16 protein-coding genes are annotated in these 18,649 nt (G+C 45.2%); 8 read left to right on the forward strand and 8 right to left on the reverse strand.

Going from position 1 to position 18,649, the window contains the following annotated elements:
* Nucleotides 1-42: 42 nt before the first annotated feature.
* Both NDJ01_RS24575 and phhA read right to left on the reverse strand, forming a co-directional pair.
* Entirely contained in the window at nt 43-381 is a 339-nt protein-coding gene (locus tag NDJ01_RS24575) for a 4a-hydroxytetrahydrobiopterin dehydratase (RefSeq protein ID WP_005375563.1), read from the reverse strand.
* On the reverse strand, nt 371-1,165 hold the full coding sequence (gene phhA, locus NDJ01_RS24580) for a phenylalanine 4-monooxygenase (protein ID WP_203347321.1): 795 nt from the start codon (nt 1,163-1,165) through the stop codon (nt 371-373). Before phhA ends, NDJ01_RS24575 begins: the two co-directional genes overlap by 11 nt.
* A gap of 222 nt (nt 1,166-1,387) precedes the next feature.
* Between phhA and NDJ01_RS24585 the strand changes: the two genes are divergently transcribed.
* Complete coding sequence (locus NDJ01_RS24585; protein ID WP_258587558.1) at nt 1,388-3,361, forward strand: acetoacetate--CoA ligase; 1,974 nt, start codon at nt 1,388-1,390, stop codon at nt 3,359-3,361.
* Between the two features lie 156 nt (nt 3,362-3,517).
* Here NDJ01_RS24585 and NDJ01_RS24590 read toward each other — a convergent pair whose 3' ends face one another.
* The gene (locus NDJ01_RS24590) at nt 3,518-4,093 is read right to left on the reverse strand and encodes a class I SAM-dependent methyltransferase (protein ID WP_258587559.1); all 576 of its coding nucleotides are present in this window, start codon (nt 4,091-4,093) and stop codon (nt 3,518-3,520) included.
* A 171-nt stretch (nt 4,094-4,264) separates the two neighbouring features.
* Here NDJ01_RS24590 and NDJ01_RS24595 point away from each other — a divergent pair, with 171 nt between their 5' ends.
* Together NDJ01_RS24595 and NDJ01_RS24600 are read left to right on the forward strand one after the other, a co-directional pair.
* Nucleotides 4,265-5,143 (forward strand): LysR family transcriptional regulator, encoded by an 879-nt coding sequence (locus NDJ01_RS24595; RefSeq protein ID WP_006742040.1) that lies wholly within the window; start codon nt 4,265-4,267, stop codon nt 5,141-5,143.
* A gap of 176 nt (nt 5,144-5,319) precedes the next feature.
* Nucleotides 5,320-6,216, forward strand: coding sequence for a cation diffusion facilitator family transporter (locus NDJ01_RS24600; protein WP_005391129.1), 897 nt, complete (start codon nt 5,320-5,322; stop codon nt 6,214-6,216).
* Between the two features lie 91 nt (nt 6,217-6,307).
* Here NDJ01_RS24600 and yddG read toward each other — a convergent pair whose 3' ends face one another.
* Complete coding sequence (gene yddG, locus NDJ01_RS24605) at nt 6,308-7,210, reverse strand: aromatic amino acid DMT transporter YddG (RefSeq protein WP_258587560.1); 903 nt, start codon at nt 7,208-7,210, stop codon at nt 6,308-6,310.
* 120 nt (nt 7,211-7,330) lie between these two features.
* Here yddG and NDJ01_RS24610 point away from each other — a divergent pair, with 120 nt between their 5' ends.
* The 5 genes from NDJ01_RS24610 (at nt 7,331) to NDJ01_RS24630 (ending at nt 11,603) form a co-directional block, all read left to right on the forward strand.
* Nucleotides 7,331-7,480 carry a hypothetical protein gene (locus NDJ01_RS24610; protein ID WP_006742043.1) on the forward strand — a complete coding sequence of 50 codons (150 nt, stop codon included), beginning with the start codon at nt 7,331-7,333 and terminating at the stop codon, nt 7,478-7,480.
* 12 nt (nt 7,481-7,492) lie between these two features.
* The gene (elbB, locus tag NDJ01_RS24615) at nt 7,493-8,143 is read left to right on the forward strand and encodes an isoprenoid biosynthesis glyoxalase ElbB (protein WP_150917930.1); all 651 of its coding nucleotides are present in this window, start codon (nt 7,493-7,495) and stop codon (nt 8,141-8,143) included.
* 333 nt (nt 8,144-8,476) lie between these two features.
* Nucleotides 8,477-9,625: an L-threonine dehydrogenase gene (yiaY, locus tag NDJ01_RS24620; RefSeq protein WP_005391135.1), complete on the forward strand. Its 1,149-nt coding sequence runs from the start codon at nt 8,477-8,479 to the stop codon at nt 9,623-9,625.
* Nucleotides 9,626-9,763: 138 nt separating this feature from the next.
* Nucleotides 9,764-10,840 (forward strand): PQQ-dependent sugar dehydrogenase, encoded by a 1,077-nt coding sequence (locus NDJ01_RS24625; protein ID WP_258587561.1) that lies wholly within the window; start codon nt 9,764-9,766, stop codon nt 10,838-10,840.
* A 142-nt stretch (nt 10,841-10,982) separates the two neighbouring features.
* Nucleotides 10,983-11,603: an HAD family hydrolase gene (locus NDJ01_RS24630; RefSeq protein WP_258587562.1), complete on the forward strand. Its 621-nt coding sequence runs from the start codon at nt 10,983-10,985 to the stop codon at nt 11,601-11,603.
* Nucleotides 11,604-11,702: 99 nt separating this feature from the next.
* On the opposite strand, the gene NDJ01_RS24635 is transcribed toward NDJ01_RS24630, so the two are convergent.
* The 4 genes from NDJ01_RS24635 to NDJ01_RS24650 form a co-directional block, all read right to left on the reverse strand.
* On the reverse strand, nt 11,703-12,182 hold the full coding sequence (locus NDJ01_RS24635; protein ID WP_048625240.1) for a Dps family protein: 480 nt from the start codon (nt 12,180-12,182) through the stop codon (nt 11,703-11,705).
* 300 nt (nt 12,183-12,482) lie between these two features.
* Nucleotides 12,483-14,483, reverse strand: coding sequence for a methyl-accepting chemotaxis protein (locus NDJ01_RS24640; RefSeq protein WP_258587563.1), 2,001 nt, complete (start codon nt 14,481-14,483; stop codon nt 12,483-12,485).
* A gap of 121 nt (nt 14,484-14,604) precedes the next feature.
* Nucleotides 14,605-14,958: a hypothetical protein gene (locus tag NDJ01_RS24645; protein ID WP_258587564.1), complete on the reverse strand. Its 354-nt coding sequence runs from the start codon at nt 14,956-14,958 to the stop codon at nt 14,605-14,607.
* A 166-nt stretch (nt 14,959-15,124) separates the two neighbouring features.
* Nucleotides 15,125-18,649: tandem-95 repeat protein (locus NDJ01_RS24650; protein WP_258587565.1), on the reverse strand; the 3,525-nt coding region annotated here is incomplete at its 5' end.

The following is an 18,649-nucleotide window of genomic DNA, read 5'->3' on the forward strand; positions in this document are numbered from 1 at the left end:
CGCCCGGCATAAAACCGGGCATTTTTTGTGTGAGGTAATGTCCTACTCTGCCGATGCTAGTGCGTCACACTTTGATGCGCAGATAAAATCGTTTTTATGCAGACCTTTGATAGAGTGACTCCACCACGTTACGGTGACCTTACCCCACTCCAACAAAATAGAAGGATGGTGGAACTCATCTTCTGCCAGTTCCGCGATTTTGTTACTGAAAGCCCATGCTTGTTTGAAGTTTTTGAATTTATACACCTTTTCTAGTTGAGGTATGTCTTCTCTTTCAATGATCTGCCAATCAGACAATTGCAGCAACAGAGATTGTTGTTCTTCTTTGCTTAGTGCAATAGCATCGATACTACAAGCTTCGCATTTTTGTTCATTCAACATGAGCAGGTTCCTTTGGTTCAAAAAGTGGAGGAAGCAGTCCAGCTTCAATCGCTAGATCAGCTTGTTTCAATAAATTTAACTGACTGATTTTAAAGAGCTGAGAAAAGTCATCAATCACGTAGTACTTAGGTTGCATGATGTCGATACGATAAGGCGTTCTCAGCACAGTTTGTAATTCAAATGGGTCGCGAATTGCTACATCACTCTCTAATGCGTAGAGGGTTTCGCCAGGAGATGAGAGAATACCACCACCGTAAATTTTGGTTTTGTCCCCTTCTTTCACCAAGCCAAACTCTACGGTAAACCAGTAGAGACGAGCGAGATAGGCTCTTTGTTTTGGTGTAGCGGCTTGCCCTAGTTGACCATAATGCTCGGTAAATGCAGCAAAATCTGGGTTGGTTAACATCGCGCAATGACCAAATATTTCGTGGAAGAAATCCGGCTCTTGCAAGTAATCGAACTCTTCTCTGGTACGCAAGAATGTGGCGACGGGAAAGCGCTTATTACCGAGCAGATTAAAAAAACGGTCAAAATCAATAAGCGCGGGAACGGGCTCCACTTGCCAACCTGTTGTCTCCATCAAGACACGATTAATTTCTGGCAATTGAGGAACGCGGTCTTGAGGTAAATCAAGCAGCGTTAAACCGTGTAAATAAGCCTCACAAGCTCTGTTTTGGATCACACCCATTTGTCGTGTTACCAAATCTCGCCAAATGGCGTCTTCTTCACGGCTCCATTCAACCCTGCCTTCCTGGTTTACGGGTTTAGAACGATACTGAGTCATGGCACATCTCCATTAACAAATCCTTTACATTAAGCCTATCTTCAGTCTTGAGAGCTTCCAATCCCTACACGATTTTCTCAGTATCGATCCGATGTAACATATTGTTTACAATGCGCCGTAACTGCATGATTTTTATGACACGATATAATATCTAGCTTGTTTGACTTTATCGTGTATTCCTCTCAAACTAAAATCTGTTACCACTTTGTTATAGAGGGACCTATGCGCGAGAGCAGCAAAGTATGGCAACCGAGCGAAAGTCGTATCGAAGAAGCCAACATCACACAGTTTATTGAACACATTAATCGACAAGGAAATACCATTGAAAACTTCGCCGATCTGCATCAATGGTCGCTCGATCATGTGGAAAAATTTTGGCAAGAAGTCTGGTTATTCTGCGACGTCATTGGTACTCAAGGAGAGACCGTAAAGGAGCAAGCAAAAAGTCGCTGGCAGCAACCCGTCGAAAATAGGGACATGAAATGGTTCCCAAACGCACAAATTAACTACGCAGAAAACTTGCTAACCTACGCGTGTCACCAACCCGATGATCTCGCGATTTGGTTTGAAAATGAACGTGAAGAAAAGCAAACCTACACATGGAAACAATTGTGTGAAGAAGTTTCGAGTGTCCAGCAATGGTTGAAAGAATGTGGAATCAAGCAAGGTGATGTCGTCGCTGGCTATTTGCCTCACTTACCTCAAACGGTGATAGCCATGTTAGCAACCACCAGTTTAGGGGCAACCTGGACTTCTACCTCACCTGATTTTGGCGTTGAAAGCGTTTTGGAGCGCTTTGGTCAAGTGAAACCTAAAATCCTGTTTACTTGTGATGGCTATACATTCAATGGCAAAACTTTCGATATGTCTGAGAAAAACCAGCATATTGCGGATCATCTTGATGGTCTTAAACAGGTTTGCCAAATTAGCTACCTGAAACCACACATTTTTGAATGCGACGTCTGCACTCAAGATTGGCAAAACGTCCTGAATCAATATACACCCGAAGCGCTGACTTTTACTCGTGTTAATTTTAACGATCCGCTCTTTGTGCTCTATTCTTCAGGCACGACAGGCAAACCGAAATGCATCGTTCATTCCGTCGGCGGAACAGTGCTTAACCATTTGAAAGAGCACCAACTGCATTGCGACATCCAACCGAACGACAGAGTGTTTTATTACACGACCTGTGGCTGGATGATGTGGAACTGGCACGTTTCTTCACTCGCAAGCGGCGCATGTTTAGTAATTTTTGATGGTAGCCCTGTTTATCCCACTCATAACGTGCTTTGGGACCTCGCTGAACAAGCCGAAGTGACGCTGTTTGGAACTTCGGCGAAATACCTAGAGGCATTGGAAAAAGTTTCTTTTTCTCCACCGAAAAGTGATGCATTTCCAAGTCTGAAAACCATTTGTTCAACGGGCTCGGCTCTGTATCCAGAGCAGTTTGATTATGTCTATCAGCACATTAAAGAAGATGTACACCTCGCATCAATCTCAGGCGGGACAGACATTTGTGGCTGCTTTGTGTTAGGCAACCCTATTTCTCCCGTTTATCGAGGAGAGTGCCAATCAGCGGGGTTAGGGGTCGATGTCAGAGTCTTTAACCCGCAAGGTAATAGCGTAATTGGAGAGCGCGGTGAGTTGGTTTGTGCCAATTCATTGCCCAACTTCCCCGCTGGCTTTTGGAACGACACCGGGGAAAGATATCATCGTGCTTATTGGGATAAGTTCGACAATATTTGGCACCACGGCGACGATGTTGAACAGACCAGCGTTGGTGGATACGTGTTTTATGGTCGAAGTGATACCACGTTGAATCCCGGTGGCGTAAGAATCGGCACGGCCGAAATCTATCAGCAAGTGAACAGTATAGACGGTATTCTAGATTCCATCGCAGTAGGAAAAGAAGTTGATCGCAACGAACAAATATGGCTGTTTGTCCAATTAATGAAAGGGATAGAGCTCAACGACGAGATGATCGCCTCCATCAAAGCACAGCTAAAATCTGCATGTTCTCCAAGACATGTACCTAGTGCAATTTACGCAATAAGCGATATACCTAAGACCCGTTCGGGAAAATTGGTCGAGTTAGCCGTTAAGCAAGTCGTTAACAATCGGAGCGTAGAAAATTTAGGCGCAATAGCCAACCCTGAAGTGTTGGAGGAGATCCGCAGGATAGTCGCCCAAAAATAACCTCAGAACACTTGGTTGTTAGAGAACCACTTTGCTTACACCCCCAGCGACAGGTTGAAGAACAAGTGAGATTAACTTAGGTACATACCCTCAACCGATAAGAAAAAAAGCGAGCTAGGTAGCTCGCTTTTATCATGTGGTGTTCTTTATTCAGTATTAACGGCGACCAAGCCCCATTAATACCGACATTGTTTTACCGTCAGATGTAATGTCAAAAACGTGTTGCGATTCAACCTCAGTAAAACCTGCATTTTTCAAAGCACGTTTAGACTTCGCAAGGGTAAAACCGTCTTGTTCAGATTCTGCAATCCAATCAAAATGAACAAAGTAACCGCCGTGGTTAAGTAAAGAATGCGAGATTTTTAATGACGCGTCTAAGTCTTCCACAAACGCTAAAACTGACGATGCAACTACTAGGTCAAACTGTCCACGAAACGCTGGATGCTGAGCGACCAAGCCGCGAGACAATGCATCTACGACAGGTTCTACATTGGCAAGCTCTTTTTTATCGAGTTCTTCAATCATGGCTTCCGATGCGTCTAATGCTACGATGTCTTTAACCATCGGTGACAATCGTTGACTTAACTGCCCTGTTCCGCATCCAAAATCTAGTACTTTAATGCCATCAAGCTGAGTTAGCTGTTGTAACTGCTCAAACACCGACTGCGCAAATTGCTCTGTTGCTGGATTTGATTCCCAGTTTTTTGCTAAGCCGTCCCAATCTTGTGCCATCGTGGCCTCCATGTTCACTTTTTGTAACCCACATAGATTACCGCAAAACCGTTAAAAGACCATAGACTTATCTGGCGGATTCGCGTTTTTTTCGATAATCTTTCACGGCTTTGGGAGCACATCTGCATAATACCCAAATTATTTGAATTCATTTATTGGTTGTGTCAAATCATGAACTTAACTCAAGTAGAAGCCTTCTGCACCATCGCTGAGTGTGGTTCTGTTTCTGAAGCAGCAAGGCAACTCGATTGTAATCGCACCAAACTCAGTATGTCGATTAAGGCTTTAGAGAAAGATCTCAACGTTGAGTTGTTTACCCGAACTGGCAACCAGCTCACTCTCTCTGAAGCTGGGAAAGCCATTTACAAAGATTGCGAACACCTACTTATCATCGCACAGCGGATAAGAAAAACCTGTGCTCAAATCTCAGAAGGTTTTAACGCGGAAGTTTGGGTAGCACGTGACGACTCCTTACCTGATGATCTCTGGCAGGAGCTTTCTCATACACTGAATAACCGCTTCCCTTCCACAACCTTCAACTTAATCTTGGCATCCAGTGGCGACTTGGCCAACTTAGTCAGTACCCACCAAGTGGATTTTGCCTTTGGTGTTGATTATGAGCGCGTCGACGATCCTCGTATCGTGTATAACCCGCTAGGCAAGATACGTATGATGTCAGTATGCAGTGCAGAACATCGCCTAAGTAAGATGCGCCGAGTCTCAGACGAAGATCTGCGCAGCCAGATGCAAGCGTTGATGGTGTACCTAAATGAGAAAGACAACCCTGAACTGCAGCCTTTCTCGACTCGATACATTGGCTTTTCGAGTTTTGACTACATGCTCAACACCATCTTAGAAGAAGACGCTTGGGGTGTACTGCCAGAACCATTAATCCGCCATTACCTTCGCCAGCAAAAGCTCGCCGTTATCAAGCATACATACGGATTGACACAAGAAGACTACTGTATGTTTTCACCTAACGGTCAAACTGAGCACCCAGCAATGACATGGTTAGCGGATAAATTGAGCGAGTATTTATTTGACTTCTAAACATTTTATCAGTGAGCGCCAATTTTATTGGCACCACAATCATGCAGCAAATCATTGTTTTATAAGAACATAAACAAAAACGCAACTTTTTAGATTAGAACCTGATCACTTAGTGGTTGCCTAAATTACCTTATGCGAGAAGAATAGTAAGGTATTAAAATTTAAAGGCATCTTTTATGTGTGACAGGACAAGCAAAAACGAAAACCGTATTCTAACCATTTCAGCCCTTTTAGCATCTGGGTTCGCTGCTGGTGGTATGGTACTTGGCTTGCTTGTAGGATCAATTGTCATCGTTTTTGACGGTGTTTACTCTTTGGTCAGCTTACTGTTAACTTTATTGTCACTGGCCGCTTCCTACTATATTAACAAGCCCTCAAAATCTGTATTCCCATTTGGAAAAGCGGTCTTAGAGCCAATCGTTATTGCGATAAAAGCGGCTGTTATTTTAGTGGTTGTAAGCTTTTCTCTTTACTCTGCAATTTCAGCATTGATGTCCGGAGGCCGTGAAGTCGATGCTTCTATTGCCACTCTCTTCGGCATCGTAAACGTCATCGGTTGTGGTTACGCTTGGTGGTTTATGGCGAAACGCAGCCGTCGCTTCTCATCAGGCTTGATTGAAGCAGAGAAAAAACAGTGGCAGATGGATACGCTATTAAGTGTAGCGGTGACGGTAGGATTTGTTGCTGCTTGGGTTGTATCACTAACGCCATTCGCTGAATATGCGGTTTATGCCGATCCTATGATGATGGTGCTAATGGGCTTCTACTTTCTGAAAGTTCCTTTTGATATGTTGGTTGGTGCACTACGTGAACTACTAATGATGACACCAAGCAAAGAGCTATGTCAGGTCGTTGGCAATGATGTACTAGAGATAGAAAAAACATCTGACCACCAGCTGAAGTTAGCGGGTATCACTAAAGTGGGCCAAGAGCTTCGTATTAACATCGATTTGCACGTCGATGACGACACCATCGCATTAGATAAGTTGGAACAAACTCGTACTCAGTTAACGAAACGTCTGTCGAAGCACAGATTCAAACTGCAACTCCATTTAAACGTCGCAAACTGTTAGAACACGAAAGAAAAAAGCTCCCTCGGTCGGGAACTTTTTTCTTTCTGTCATTTGAGCATACAGCGCAAAGATAAAACCAGATAATTTTGGTTTAACCTGCAGCTTCACGCTTCTCCTTGGTGACAACCCAGCAAAGCAAAGAGCCCACCGTAACCATCACAACCCCCTGCCAAAAGCTCGGGCTCAACGTCACACCAAGAATAATGGAAGAAAACAGCGCAGAGAAAATGGGCGTAAAGTAAGAAAGCGTCGCAAGAAAGACCATGTTTCCGCCAACAATCGCGATGTTCCACAAACCATAACCACCAGCCATCAACGCCGCAGAAGCAAAAAGGTAGCCCATTGCTTCCCATGAAAAAGTCATCTCTGGCTCATCAGCAAACGCATATTTCACCCATAACGAAACAGCAGTAGCAATAAAAAACAACGTAATCGCGTTATGTTTGGATTGCTGCCTCTGGGTTAAATTACAATAAAAGGCCCATATAACAGCTCCTGCGAAAGCCATAAAGTACACCAAAGGGTTACTACTGACATTGGACATAATCTGAGTAACGGATAAGCCATTCTCACCACTCACCGTCCACGAGACTCCGATAAACGCCAGCGCAACCGCTGGATAAAGCAGCCAGTTTGTTTTTTTGTTACTGCCTAAAACCGCAAACAAAACAGTGAGTGCTGGCCAAAGGTAGTTGACAATCGACACCTCAATAGCCTGCGCACGCGAGTTGGAATATCCCAGAGATAAAGCGAGAAATATTTCATAACAAACGAACATTGCGCCACCAAGCACGAGATATTTTGGAGAAAAGTACGATAACTTCGGAATGCCAACTACGATAAGAAGGAAAATAGAACTGAGAGAGTACAACATGGCCGCCCCGCCCACGGGACCTAGGCTCTCGGTTACCAACCTGGCAATGCCAAGTAAGCAACTCCAAGAGAGGATGGCAATACAACCATAAAGTGTGAAACGAAATTGCACTGATTTCATGTGACCTACCACTCACGAATGCCAAAGGAAACATCAGCTTAACTCAAAAATGATCAGATTCAACGTACTGTTTTATAAAAATCAGTATAAAAATCACTCCATTACGCAGTTGGAGTCGATATGAAACATTTTCTGCCCTCGAGTGTTATGCTTACACCTTTTGTTGTGCGCTACTATGATGAAGAAGACGACGATAGCGAAATCGCCGAAACTGATTCGAGCACTCAACATCTAAAAGAAACAGAGCAACAAACGGAAACCTCAGACTAAAGGAATTCTCAAATGAAAAAAGTCGCAGTTATCTTCAGTGGTTCAGGTGTTTACGATGGCACAGAACTGCATGAAGCCGTATTAGCACTCCATGCCATTGAAAAAGAAGGCGCATCATGGCATTGCTTTGCTCCTAACATCGATCAATTACACGTGATTAATCATCTAACTGGCGAAGAGATGGACGAAACACGAAATGTGTTGGTGGAATCTGCACGCCTTGCACGTGGCAATATTGATGATGTTGCAAGATTAAACCCAGATGAGTTTGATGCTCTACTATTACCTGGCGGTTTTGGTGCCGCTAAAAACCTCACTGACTTCGCAGTATCAGGGGCTGAGTGCTCGATTAATACACACGTAGCTCAAGCATGTCGCGCATTCGCTCATGCGAAAAAGCCAGCAGGTTATCTGTGTATTTCACCAGTCATTATTCCGATGATTTATGATCAAGGCGTGAAAGGCACCGTAGGCAACGATGAAGCGATCTCGATAGCATTTAATCAAATGGGCGGCGAGCACATCACTTGCTCTGTCGAGGATATCGTTTTTGATGAAACACACCTCGTTCTATCAACCCCTGCTTATATGTTGGCAGAGAATATCTCTCAAGCGGCATCAGGTATCGAAAAGTTAGTATCAAAGCTGATTGAAATTGCCTAATTATTGATAGATAACTTATAAACCTACCTCTCATCCCCATTGATAGTTAAGTTATTAATGGGGATTTTTTATACTTTAGTCTAATTTAGAGATATATCCGTATTAGATATCAATTTTTACCAATCGATTGCGTCACTGGTTTCATATTTGTTCTACTTTATATCTGTGTTGCACCTATACGCTGTGCAACAAGATCACTGTCACAGTTTTTCTCTTGCAAATACCTCTAAATAGGTAAACTTGCTTCAGATCAACTTCAATCTGGAAACGAGTGTGCGACAGTAAATGGCAAATTAAGAAAGATTATTAAAAATAACGACGGAGCTATCCAATATGACAAGTGCATTTTTTATCCCTACGGTAAACCTAATGGGCGCTGGTTGTTTAAAAGACGCAGCAGACAGCATCCAATCTCAAGGCTTTAAAAAAGGTTTGATCGTTACGGATAAGATCCTTAACCAAATCGGTGTAGTCAAACAAGTTCAAGACCTTCTCACTGAACGCGACGTAGCAACCGTTGTGTACGATGGCACTCAACCAAACCCTACTATCACCAACGTTAATGATGGCTTAGCTTTACTAAAAGAAAACGAATGTGACTTCGTTATCTCACTCGGAGGCGGCTCACCGCACGATTGTGCAAAAGGTATCGCTTTAGTGGCGTCAAACGGCGGCAAGATCGGCGATTACGAAGGCGTTGACCAATCAGCAAAACCAATGCTGCCTCTCGTATCAATCAACACAACGGCTGGTACTGCTTCTGAAATGACGCGTTTCTGCATCATCACAGATGAAGAGCGCCACATTAAGATGGCGATTGTGGACAAGCACACAACACCATTGATGTCAGTGAATGATCCTGAGTTGATGCTTGCTAAACCTGCGTCTCTTACTGCCGCAACTGGTATGGATGCGCTAACACATGCGATTGAAGCTTACGTATCTATCGCTGCGACACCAATCACTGACGCGGTAGCAATCAAAGCAATTGAACTGATTCAAGCTCACCTTCGCACAGCAGTGAAAAACGGTGAAAACCTTGAAGCTCGAGAGCAAATGGCATACGCACAGTTCATGGCAGGTATGGCATTCAACAACGCATCTCTTGGTTACGTTCACGCAATGGCGCACCAACTAGGCGGCTTCTACGACCTACCACACGGTGTATGTAACGCAATTCTTCTACCTCACGTACAACGTTACAATGCGCAAGTATGTCCAGAGCGTTTACGTGACGTTGCTAAAGCAATGGGTGTTGATGTTGAAGGTATGTCAGCAGAGCAAGGTGCTGCGGCGGCCATTGATGCTATCGTTGAGCTCGCTAAAGATGTCGGCATCCCATCAGGCATAAAAGAGCTTGGTGCGAAGCTAGAAGATATCCCAACCTTAGCGGACAACGCGCTAAAAGACGCTTGTGGTTTCACCAACCCGAAACAAGCAACGCACGAAGAGATCTCTAAGATCTTCGAAGAAGCGATGTAGGCTCGCTAAGTAAACAATTCTCTAGTCTTAATTCAATCCCCGATCTCGTATTGGGGATTTTTTATGTTCGCATACCCTGCCAAACGTCCTCTTTTAGTGTTAGTTTTTAAGTATCTTGGATTCATATTGGAAGGAACCATGAGAACTATCACTGCGACCCTACTCGCTTGCCTAGCTTTTTCTATCGATGCTGCGGAATATCGCGCCAATGAGGTTGCCAATGGGTTTCAAATCCCATGGGGAATTGAATTTCTCGATAAGCAACAAATGATCGTGAATGAAAAAAACGGCACCGTTTCATTACTTAATATTGCTTCGGGAAAACAGCAAACCCTCTTCAAAGTACCGAATGTGAACACCAGTGGGCAAGCTGGTTTATTAGATGTAGCGCTAGTGCCGAATACCGCTCCACAAAATCCACAGTTTTTCTTTACTTACAGCAAACGTATCGATAAAGGAAATACTGTAGCCTTAGCGACCGCACAATTGAAAAACAATCAACTTGTGGGTTGGAAAGACGTCTTTGTCGCCGACGCCATCACGGACACCAGCCGTCATTACGGCAGCCGTATTGCGTTTGTCGATGACAAGGTTTACTTCTCAATTGGGGACCGTGGCGAACGTGATAATGGGCAAGACACTCAAACCCATGCAGGCACTATTCTTCGCCTCAACCTTGATGGCTCGGTACCACAAGATAATCCATTCAAGACTTCTGAGGCTCGCCCTGAAATATGGAGTTACGGGCACCGTAACCCACAAGGCATGTTTTACGACGAAGCAACAAAACTACTTTGGTCGATTGAGCATGGCCCTCGTGGTGGTGATGAAATCAACCTGATTAGGAAAGGTGCAAACTACGGCTGGGCAAAAGTCTCTCAGGGTAAAGAGTATTGGGGACCGTTAGACGTTGGAGAAGCGAAAAGCTTACCGAATATGGAAGACCCAAAGTTGGTTTATATTCCGTCTATCGCGCCAAGCAATATGGTGGTGTATCGTGGTGATAAGTACCCAGAGTTGGATGGAAAAATCCTCGCCGGTGCCTTGAAGCTGGCGCACATCAACGTGGTTTCTATTGAGAATGGCAAGCTCACCGAATCAAAAAGATTGATGGAGAATCTTGGCGAGCGAGTCAGAGATATCACCATCAGTCCGGATGGCTATGTCTATTTTTCAACAGATACAGGCAAAATTTTCCGTCTTGAAGAGAAGTAATCAAACACCAACATTATTGAGACTATTTAATTTGTGACGTATCAGTGATTTATTTTCGTACAAGTAACACGTTTGAATCTAAAATTAACAATAACCTTTTGTTTTTAGAAAGATAGCTTGGTTTAAGTCGTACGAGGTCATCATGGTTCCTTTTCCATTAAAACTTGAAAGAGTCAAAGCCGTTATTTTCGACTTAGACAATACGCTCGTCAGCTCCGATATGAACTTCAAAGATCTTCGTCAGCAACTAGGCTGTCCACAAAACGAAGATTTATTGGATTTTGTTGATAAGCTTGACCATCCACATCAGAGAGAGCATGCCCATAATGTTATCTTTGATCATGAAATTTCTGATGCTGAGCAATCATCTCCGATGCTGGGTTGCCACGAGCTTTTGGCATACTTACATCAGCATAAAGTTAAAACCGCGATAGTAACGCGCAACTGTTTGATCGCTACGCAGCGTAAGTTGGAACATAACCGAATTGATGTTGAACATGTCCTCACTCGTGAATGCTACCCAGCAAAACCTGCTCCTTTATCGCTCCAAGTCCTAGCCAAAGAGTGGCGATTAATGCCAGATGAAGTACTTTATGTGGGCGATTTCCTTTATGACCTACAAGCCGCATACAACGCCCAAATGCCATCCTGTCTTGTTCACCACAATACGACAGCACAATTCCACGACTCCGCCTCTCTTGCTGTAACAGAACTGACCGATTTACTCGAACATTTTCAGTCTTTTAAGCACATTCACGACTAACTAGGCACTTTCATAAACAAAAGGAGCACTCGCGTGCTCCTTTGACTTATTCCCGATTTATTTATGCGCCCCCAAGTGAGTGCTCGGGTGATGCGTCGCTTAGCCTTGTAGGTAAGCGTTAAGCATCCACATTAATTTTTCTTGCTCACGGATGTAGTCACCCATCAATGCCGCGGTACCTTCGTCGCCTGCTTCACCCGCGTTTTGTAGAATCTCACGCTGTTTTAGAAGTAGAACGCTAAAGCCTTGAACCAGACCTTGTACACACTCCTTACCAGAAGTCGCGTTTTGATGTTCTTTAATTTCACTTGCTTCCAAGTAGTGGCTGAATGCGTGCGCTGGTGTATGACCCAAGGTAAGAATACGCTCTGCAAGCTCATCGATTTTGGTTTGTAGATCCGTATAGATCTCTTCAAATTTTACGTGCAGTTCGAAGAATTGCTGACCTTTGATGTTCCAGTGGTAACCGCGTGAGTTCATGTACAACACTTGGTAATGCGCTAGTAGTTGATTTAGCTGTTGAGCTAGTTGTGCTGATTGTTCGCTGTCTAGACCAATTAGGCTTACTTGTTTGTTCATAATCTTACTCCTAGAAGGATGATACCAATCGTAGTAACGAACGATTCTCTTACTCAGATCGGTATAAAGTTTAAAAATTCTTTTGCAGTATTTGCTGCCGATGGAGTCATATTACGACTCCGGCTCGGTGAAGAAAATTTGGTTTTAGCTATGATTTAAATAGCTAAATCCAATGAGCAAGTAGACAAATATCGGCGTATCATCCAACAAAAAGCCCCAACCCTTTTTGTGTGAAAAGGATTGGGGCTTTTTTACTATTTGGTTAACAATCAAAAGTTGATGAAAAGATGCAAACCTTATCTACGCCATCTTGAAGGTCGCCATCTGTTGATTCAGCTCGGTAACTTGCTCTTTTACTTGCAATGATATCTCTGATGCACATTGGCTGTTATTCGAAACCTCATCCACTGATTGAGTAATATCGGACATTAATCCAGTGATGGAATTGGTCGCATGAGATTGCTGCTCTGCCGCTGCCGCAAGTTCTGCCATTTGTTCATTCAAAGAGCCAATTTGCTCAGTAGTAACAAGCAAACGAGTTACCGCTTTTTCAATGTGCTCCGCGCCCTGCTCCGCAAGTGATTGGCTGTGTTCAATTTCCTCAACTACCGAATTAGTCGAGCGTTGAATCGCATTAATGATGCCGTTGATTTCTGTCGTCGACTGAGTAGTGCGAGTCGCTAACATACGTACTTCGTCCGCCACAACCGCAAAGCCTCGCCCTTGATCACCCGCACGCGCTGCTTCTATCGCGGCATTCAATGCCAGTAAGTTAGTTTGCTCTGCCAAGCCTTCAATTACTTCCGTCACTCGGCCAATGGCTTCGCTCTCTTTGCTTAACTGCGTCACTTGCGTACTCGCGGTTTCAATGCTGCCATGTAAGCTTTCCATCGTGACTTTGTTTTGCTCTAGCGCATCGCGACCTTGTTCAATCTCGCCTTTTGAATCAGAAAGCTTCTGCACCGATTGATTGGCTTGATCTAGGGTGTTACGCGCGGCTAAAGCGATTTCATCCAATTGGCTTCCCATTTCAACAATGCTGGTCTGTTGCTGTTCAACATTCGATGAAGTGACTTGCGCCGATTCCAACAAAGCCCCCATACTGGTATCCACTTGGTGCGCTTTCTCACTCACCCCTGCCACGATGCTCGCTAACGATTGGTTCATGCGGTTAATCGAATCGGTAAGGTCTGCCAATTCATCTTTCCCAACAACGGTGAGCGGAGGTTGAGAAACGTCCCCTGAAGCGATCGTCTTTGCTCGCTCCGATAAGTTTTTCACTCGACGACCAATGGTATTGCCCATGTATTTTGAAATCGCTACTGCGGCAAACAAAACCAATGCCGCTGCAATCAGCATGGTGGTGAGTACGTTCTTGATCGACTGATTGATACCCTGTCCGCTTTTATCTGCACGACTTTGTTGAGCCAATACGATCGTCTCTAAGCTTTGGTCTAATGCATCCGCTGCTGGCAACAGTTCGTTCGCCATCAACAAGTTTGATTCATTCCACTCTGGCGATTGACGCAATGCAATTACCTGCTCTGCTAACGGAAAGTACAGTTGCTGCATTTCTTTAAACAGTGACCACAACGATTGGTCGTTATCAGTCAGTCTGTCGAGTTTGCTATCGATTTCCGCCACAGACTGATTGTGGTACTTAATCAAGTCGTGGTATTTGTCCAGATGATCTTGCTGCCCGTACAACAGGAAATCTCGCAAAGCAGACAGTGCATTGGCGAGCGAGGTATAGCTGTCGGCGTAGACTTTAAACAGACGCTTTCTGTCTCCACCAAATGGGTTTCCTGACTCTTCGTTGATTAAGCTTTGAAGCTGATCAAGTGCCACTTCTGCAATGGGTGCCGCTTCGTTAATAAAGAGGTTGTGCGCGGGTAAGTTCTCATCACTGTGGCTAAGTTCAATCAGCTTGTTCAAAGAGACTTTGACCGCATCCCACTGGCTTTGGATCGCTTGAAAATCCTGTTCAGAGATCAAAGCCTGCAACGTCGGAAGCGACTCGTCTGTTGACACCATGATATTACGCACGTCCTCACTCAGACGTGCGCTAGCCTCTTCATCGCCGCCTAGCAACATGTAGGCTCGAATAGAAGACAACGACGCTTGAACGGACTGTTGGATACCGCGACTGGTGTCTACGGTCGGTAAATCGGATTTAAGTAGCGAAGAGGCGTATTGCTCTACGGTAGTGACGTTGCGATACGTGAATACCGCTGATGCCATAAAAAGTACGGCTAGCAGCACAAAACTGAGCTGCAACTTCCCTGATATCGTAAGGTTCATCCATAAACTCCTGACAACGATGAGCCTTAAATATAACGATGTTTACAAAAATGTTAAATACAGGTATCAAAAGTAACTAAGAAAACCATGTAAATCACTATTTTAAGCCTATAAATAGGGCTTATTCGAAGTATGGTATGCGCTCACTACGTAAAATCAGATAATTAACGTAAGTCGTTTCTAAGCAGTCTTGCTCCCACAACGAAAGAATCCGCTTAGTGGCGAAGTAGTAATCTTTATTACGCAGTAGCACACCCACCGTGCGGCTGAGCTGCTTAAAGCGCTGTTGCTCATTAGCAGAGATGTAATTGTCTTCATTTTGAATGATCGGCGCCAATCCATCGGCAAACCAATTGTTCAGAATTTCACGCATCTCAAGCTCTGACTCCGGCACATCCATACACGACAACTCACGATGCAGTGGCGGCGGTACTATGTACTTTGACGCTTTTGGCGAACTGACATAACGGTACATGTCGCTCCTCCTTGTAACTCACTCTTTAACTAGCTAAGAATACTTTTTTCAATTTCCAAGTTTTTTCTACAGCTCATAGAAAGAAATCCGACAAAAAAGCCATGCAAAGTAGACTCTGCATGGCTTTGGTTTGAGCAGTAATGACACTGCCCTCGTCTAGGACTGGTTACATTGAGCTTTGATCGAAATCGTTGCCTTGGTCAGTACCCGTTTGAGTATCCGAGTCGAAGCTGCCAGAGTCATCCGTGAAGTCAACACCTTGATCTTGACCTCCAGCACTTGTCCAGTCGCTGCCACCAGATTCCATACCCGCCATGTCTGGTTGCTGATCTTGGGCAGAACCTTGCATGGTGTATTGATCATCGACTTCAACTTCAACTGTCCCACTCGCACCTTCTACTGCGCTGCCCAATTCGTCGTAACCTTGGAATTGGATTTCGCTTGTACCTTCGTAACCCTCAGGTAGGTCAACCGATACTGGTTGGTTCAGGTTGCCACTTAATGTGAAGCTGCCATCGCCATTATCCAGTGCGTTGCTTACCGATGCACCATCAGGTAGACCGGACATTTCTGCATAATCCACCGATTCGTTACCACTGACCTCATCTGGAACCGAGATAGAAATGGTATCGCCTGGTGCTGCAGTCACATCAGCAGCGCTCTCCTCTTCACTGTCTGCACCGTTTGCTGCTTGCTCTTCAGGTTGTTGCGCTTCGCCAACTTGCTGCTCTGCTGATGCTTGAGCAGTTTGGATTTGTGGCTCGTCACTTTGCGCTGAATCGTCCGCAACTTGGATGCTCAGATTCTGAGTCGATACTTCACCGTTGTCGTTGACCTGAACATCCATAGCCAAATTGCCATCGAAGTCATCGTTCGGCCAGTATGTCCACTCTTCGTCACCTGATTTCGCGAAGAAACCAGCATCGTTTGCATCGGCTACATCCAACACTTCTGCAGAAGGGCTAATGCCAAGCTCATCAATCAACTGTGCTTCCGTTAGTGTTAGTGAACCATCATCAGCCAGTGCGTAGCCTTCGCTGGTTGTGGTTTCACCTTCACCTTGGATGTCGACATTAAAGAAACTCTCAATACGGTTTTCACCGTCAGTTGCAATGAAGCCAACTTGAACACCTCCGGTGTAGCCTTCTGCTGGTGTGAATTGGTAGTTACCTTGGTTATCGGTTTCTATCACACCTTGACCTTCCATTAGGCTCACTGACTCAATACTCAAGCTGTCGCCTTCTGCATCGCTCAAGGTCGATAGCATGTCATCATTGGTGAACGACAAGGTGCCATCCGCTGCCATTTCTGTGGTAGAGATGCTGTCGATTTCTGGAGAAGCATTCTCTTGTGGCGCGTCTTCTTTCACGACCACACCCGTTTGCTCATCATGAAGCACACCGTCTTTATCAATCACATAAGCGATATCCGCTTCACCAGTAAAGCCTGGTGCTGGATTGAATGTCCATGAGCCATCACCGTTATCGACAATCTCACCTTGGCTGCGATCAGCTAGGTGAACGAATTTCACTTCATCACCCGCGTCAGCGTCCACGTTTTCTGCCAATCCGATTAGGTCATCAGAGGTTAGGATAACTGGTTCACCCGCTAGGGTTTCGAAGTCACCTGAATCGATGCCATCTTCGAACTCTTCTGGCTCGTCACCGTAATCCACCGTTGTTGCGGTCACGGTTACGAAGAACTCGCCATTAAAGTCAGCCGGAGGCGTCATTTGCAGGTCTGAGATATCCCACTCGTTCAAGTCAATATATTGACCCGGTTCCGTGATGGTAATGGTGTTCACACCATCCGTAACTTCGAAGCCAACAGGGAAACCAGTCATCACTAGGTTACTTAGCGTTTCTGAATCGTCGATTAGACCGACATTCAAGCCTAGGTGACCCGTTTCGTCCTCACCGAACACTAACGGACCATCATGGTCGGTTGTAATGACCGCGCCATCTGCAACAGGGCGAACAAACACTGGTACATCAAGTACCGTCTCAAACTCACCGTCACTCACCACAACTTGTAAGTCAGAAACCCCTGAAAAATCGCCAGTCGGTGTGAATGTCCAAGTACCGTCACCGTTATCTGTTACCTCACCACCATCTTCACCTTCTGCGGTGATAATGCGTGATACGACTAGGTTTTCAGTATCGATATCGCCGAACAAGTTCATCAGGTCGCCAGCGTCGAAGGTGAATGCGCCATCCTCGTCGGTTGCCATAAAGGCATTACCCACATTGAATGGAGCATCGTTGACTGGAATGACATCCACATTCAACGAGCCTTCAACCACTTCTTCACCATCCGTCGCGGTGTAGCCCAGTTCTACCAAACCATTGAAGTCTTGAGTGGTTACCAAGTGGTACATACCATCTGGCTGCTGAGTTAATGTCGCGTTTGCAGGAGCACGAACCGTGATGCTTTCTACGCTGATTTCGTCACCATCAAGATCCGTAACTTGATCAGCGATGTAAGCTGGGTCAATCACCATGACCACATCTTCTTCGCCTTGCATCTGGATGGTTGGCGCTTCTGGTGCATCATTAACCGCTTCGATGTTTAGATTGCCTTCAACCGGCGTCACTAAATCACCATCGCTGACGCCGAACGACATTGGCACATCACCATTGAAGTTCTCAGCCGGAGTGAATGACCAAGTACCATCACCGTTATCTAGCAAGTCACCGTATTGCTCATCAATCACTAGGTCAACAGCAGACAGTTCGTCGTAGGTGTTGTCGATGTCTGTCGCGTTAGCAAGCAACATGTCCTGCGTGATAAGAATGGTGGTATCTTCAGTGCCAGCAATATTCACTGGCGTTGATTGCGGCGCATCGTTAATTGGGTTCACCGTTAGGTCAACGCCCACTTCTACGCTCGCACCATCGTTATCAATCAAGTCGAAACTTAGGTCTATATCGCCATTGAAGTTCGCATCAGGCGTAATCGTAAAGCTACCATCTTGGTTCTCAACAACGGTTGCATTGGCTACCGCGGTTAAGTTCACTGCTTCTAGATTATTGCTGTCGACGTCACCCGCTTGAGCCAGTAACTGCTCTTGACTCAATGTGATTGAACCGTCTTCATCGACGCTGTAAGCCAAATCGCCAGATACCGGAGCATCGTTGACTGGCAATACATCAATGTTCGCGTTGGTTGTCGCAGTTGCACCGTCTTCATCAGCCACTACTACGTCTAGACTTACGCCACCATTGAAGTTTTCATTTGGTGCGAAGCTGAATGTACCGTCACCGTTGTCAGTAAAGATACCGTCGCTACCACTGTAAGAGACGCTTTCTAGGCTCACGTCGCCTTCCACGTCACTTGATTGCGCTAGCAGTTGCTCTTCCGTGAAGATAATGACTTCGTCTTCATTAACAGAGTAACTTGTCGCACCTGCGATTGGTGGATCGTTCACCTCAAGAACAGTAATACCCACAGTGGTTGAGTCTGTCGCACCCTCTTCATCGACAACTACAACGTCTAGGCTGACCTCGCCATTGAAGTTCTCGTTTGGAGAGAAGGTGTACGTACCATCGCCATTGTCTTGGAAGACGCCATCGTTGCCACTGTAAGTCACACTACTGATGTCTACGTCGCCTTCAATATCCGACGAATTAGCCAGTAGTTGCTCGTCACTGATGGTGATCGAGTTGTCTTCATGTACGGTGTAAGACGTGCT

Source organism: Vibrio sp. HS-50-1 (assembly GCF_024747315.1).
Taxonomy (GTDB): domain Bacteria; phylum Pseudomonadota; class Gammaproteobacteria; order Enterobacterales; family Vibrionaceae; genus Vibrio; species Vibrio diabolicus.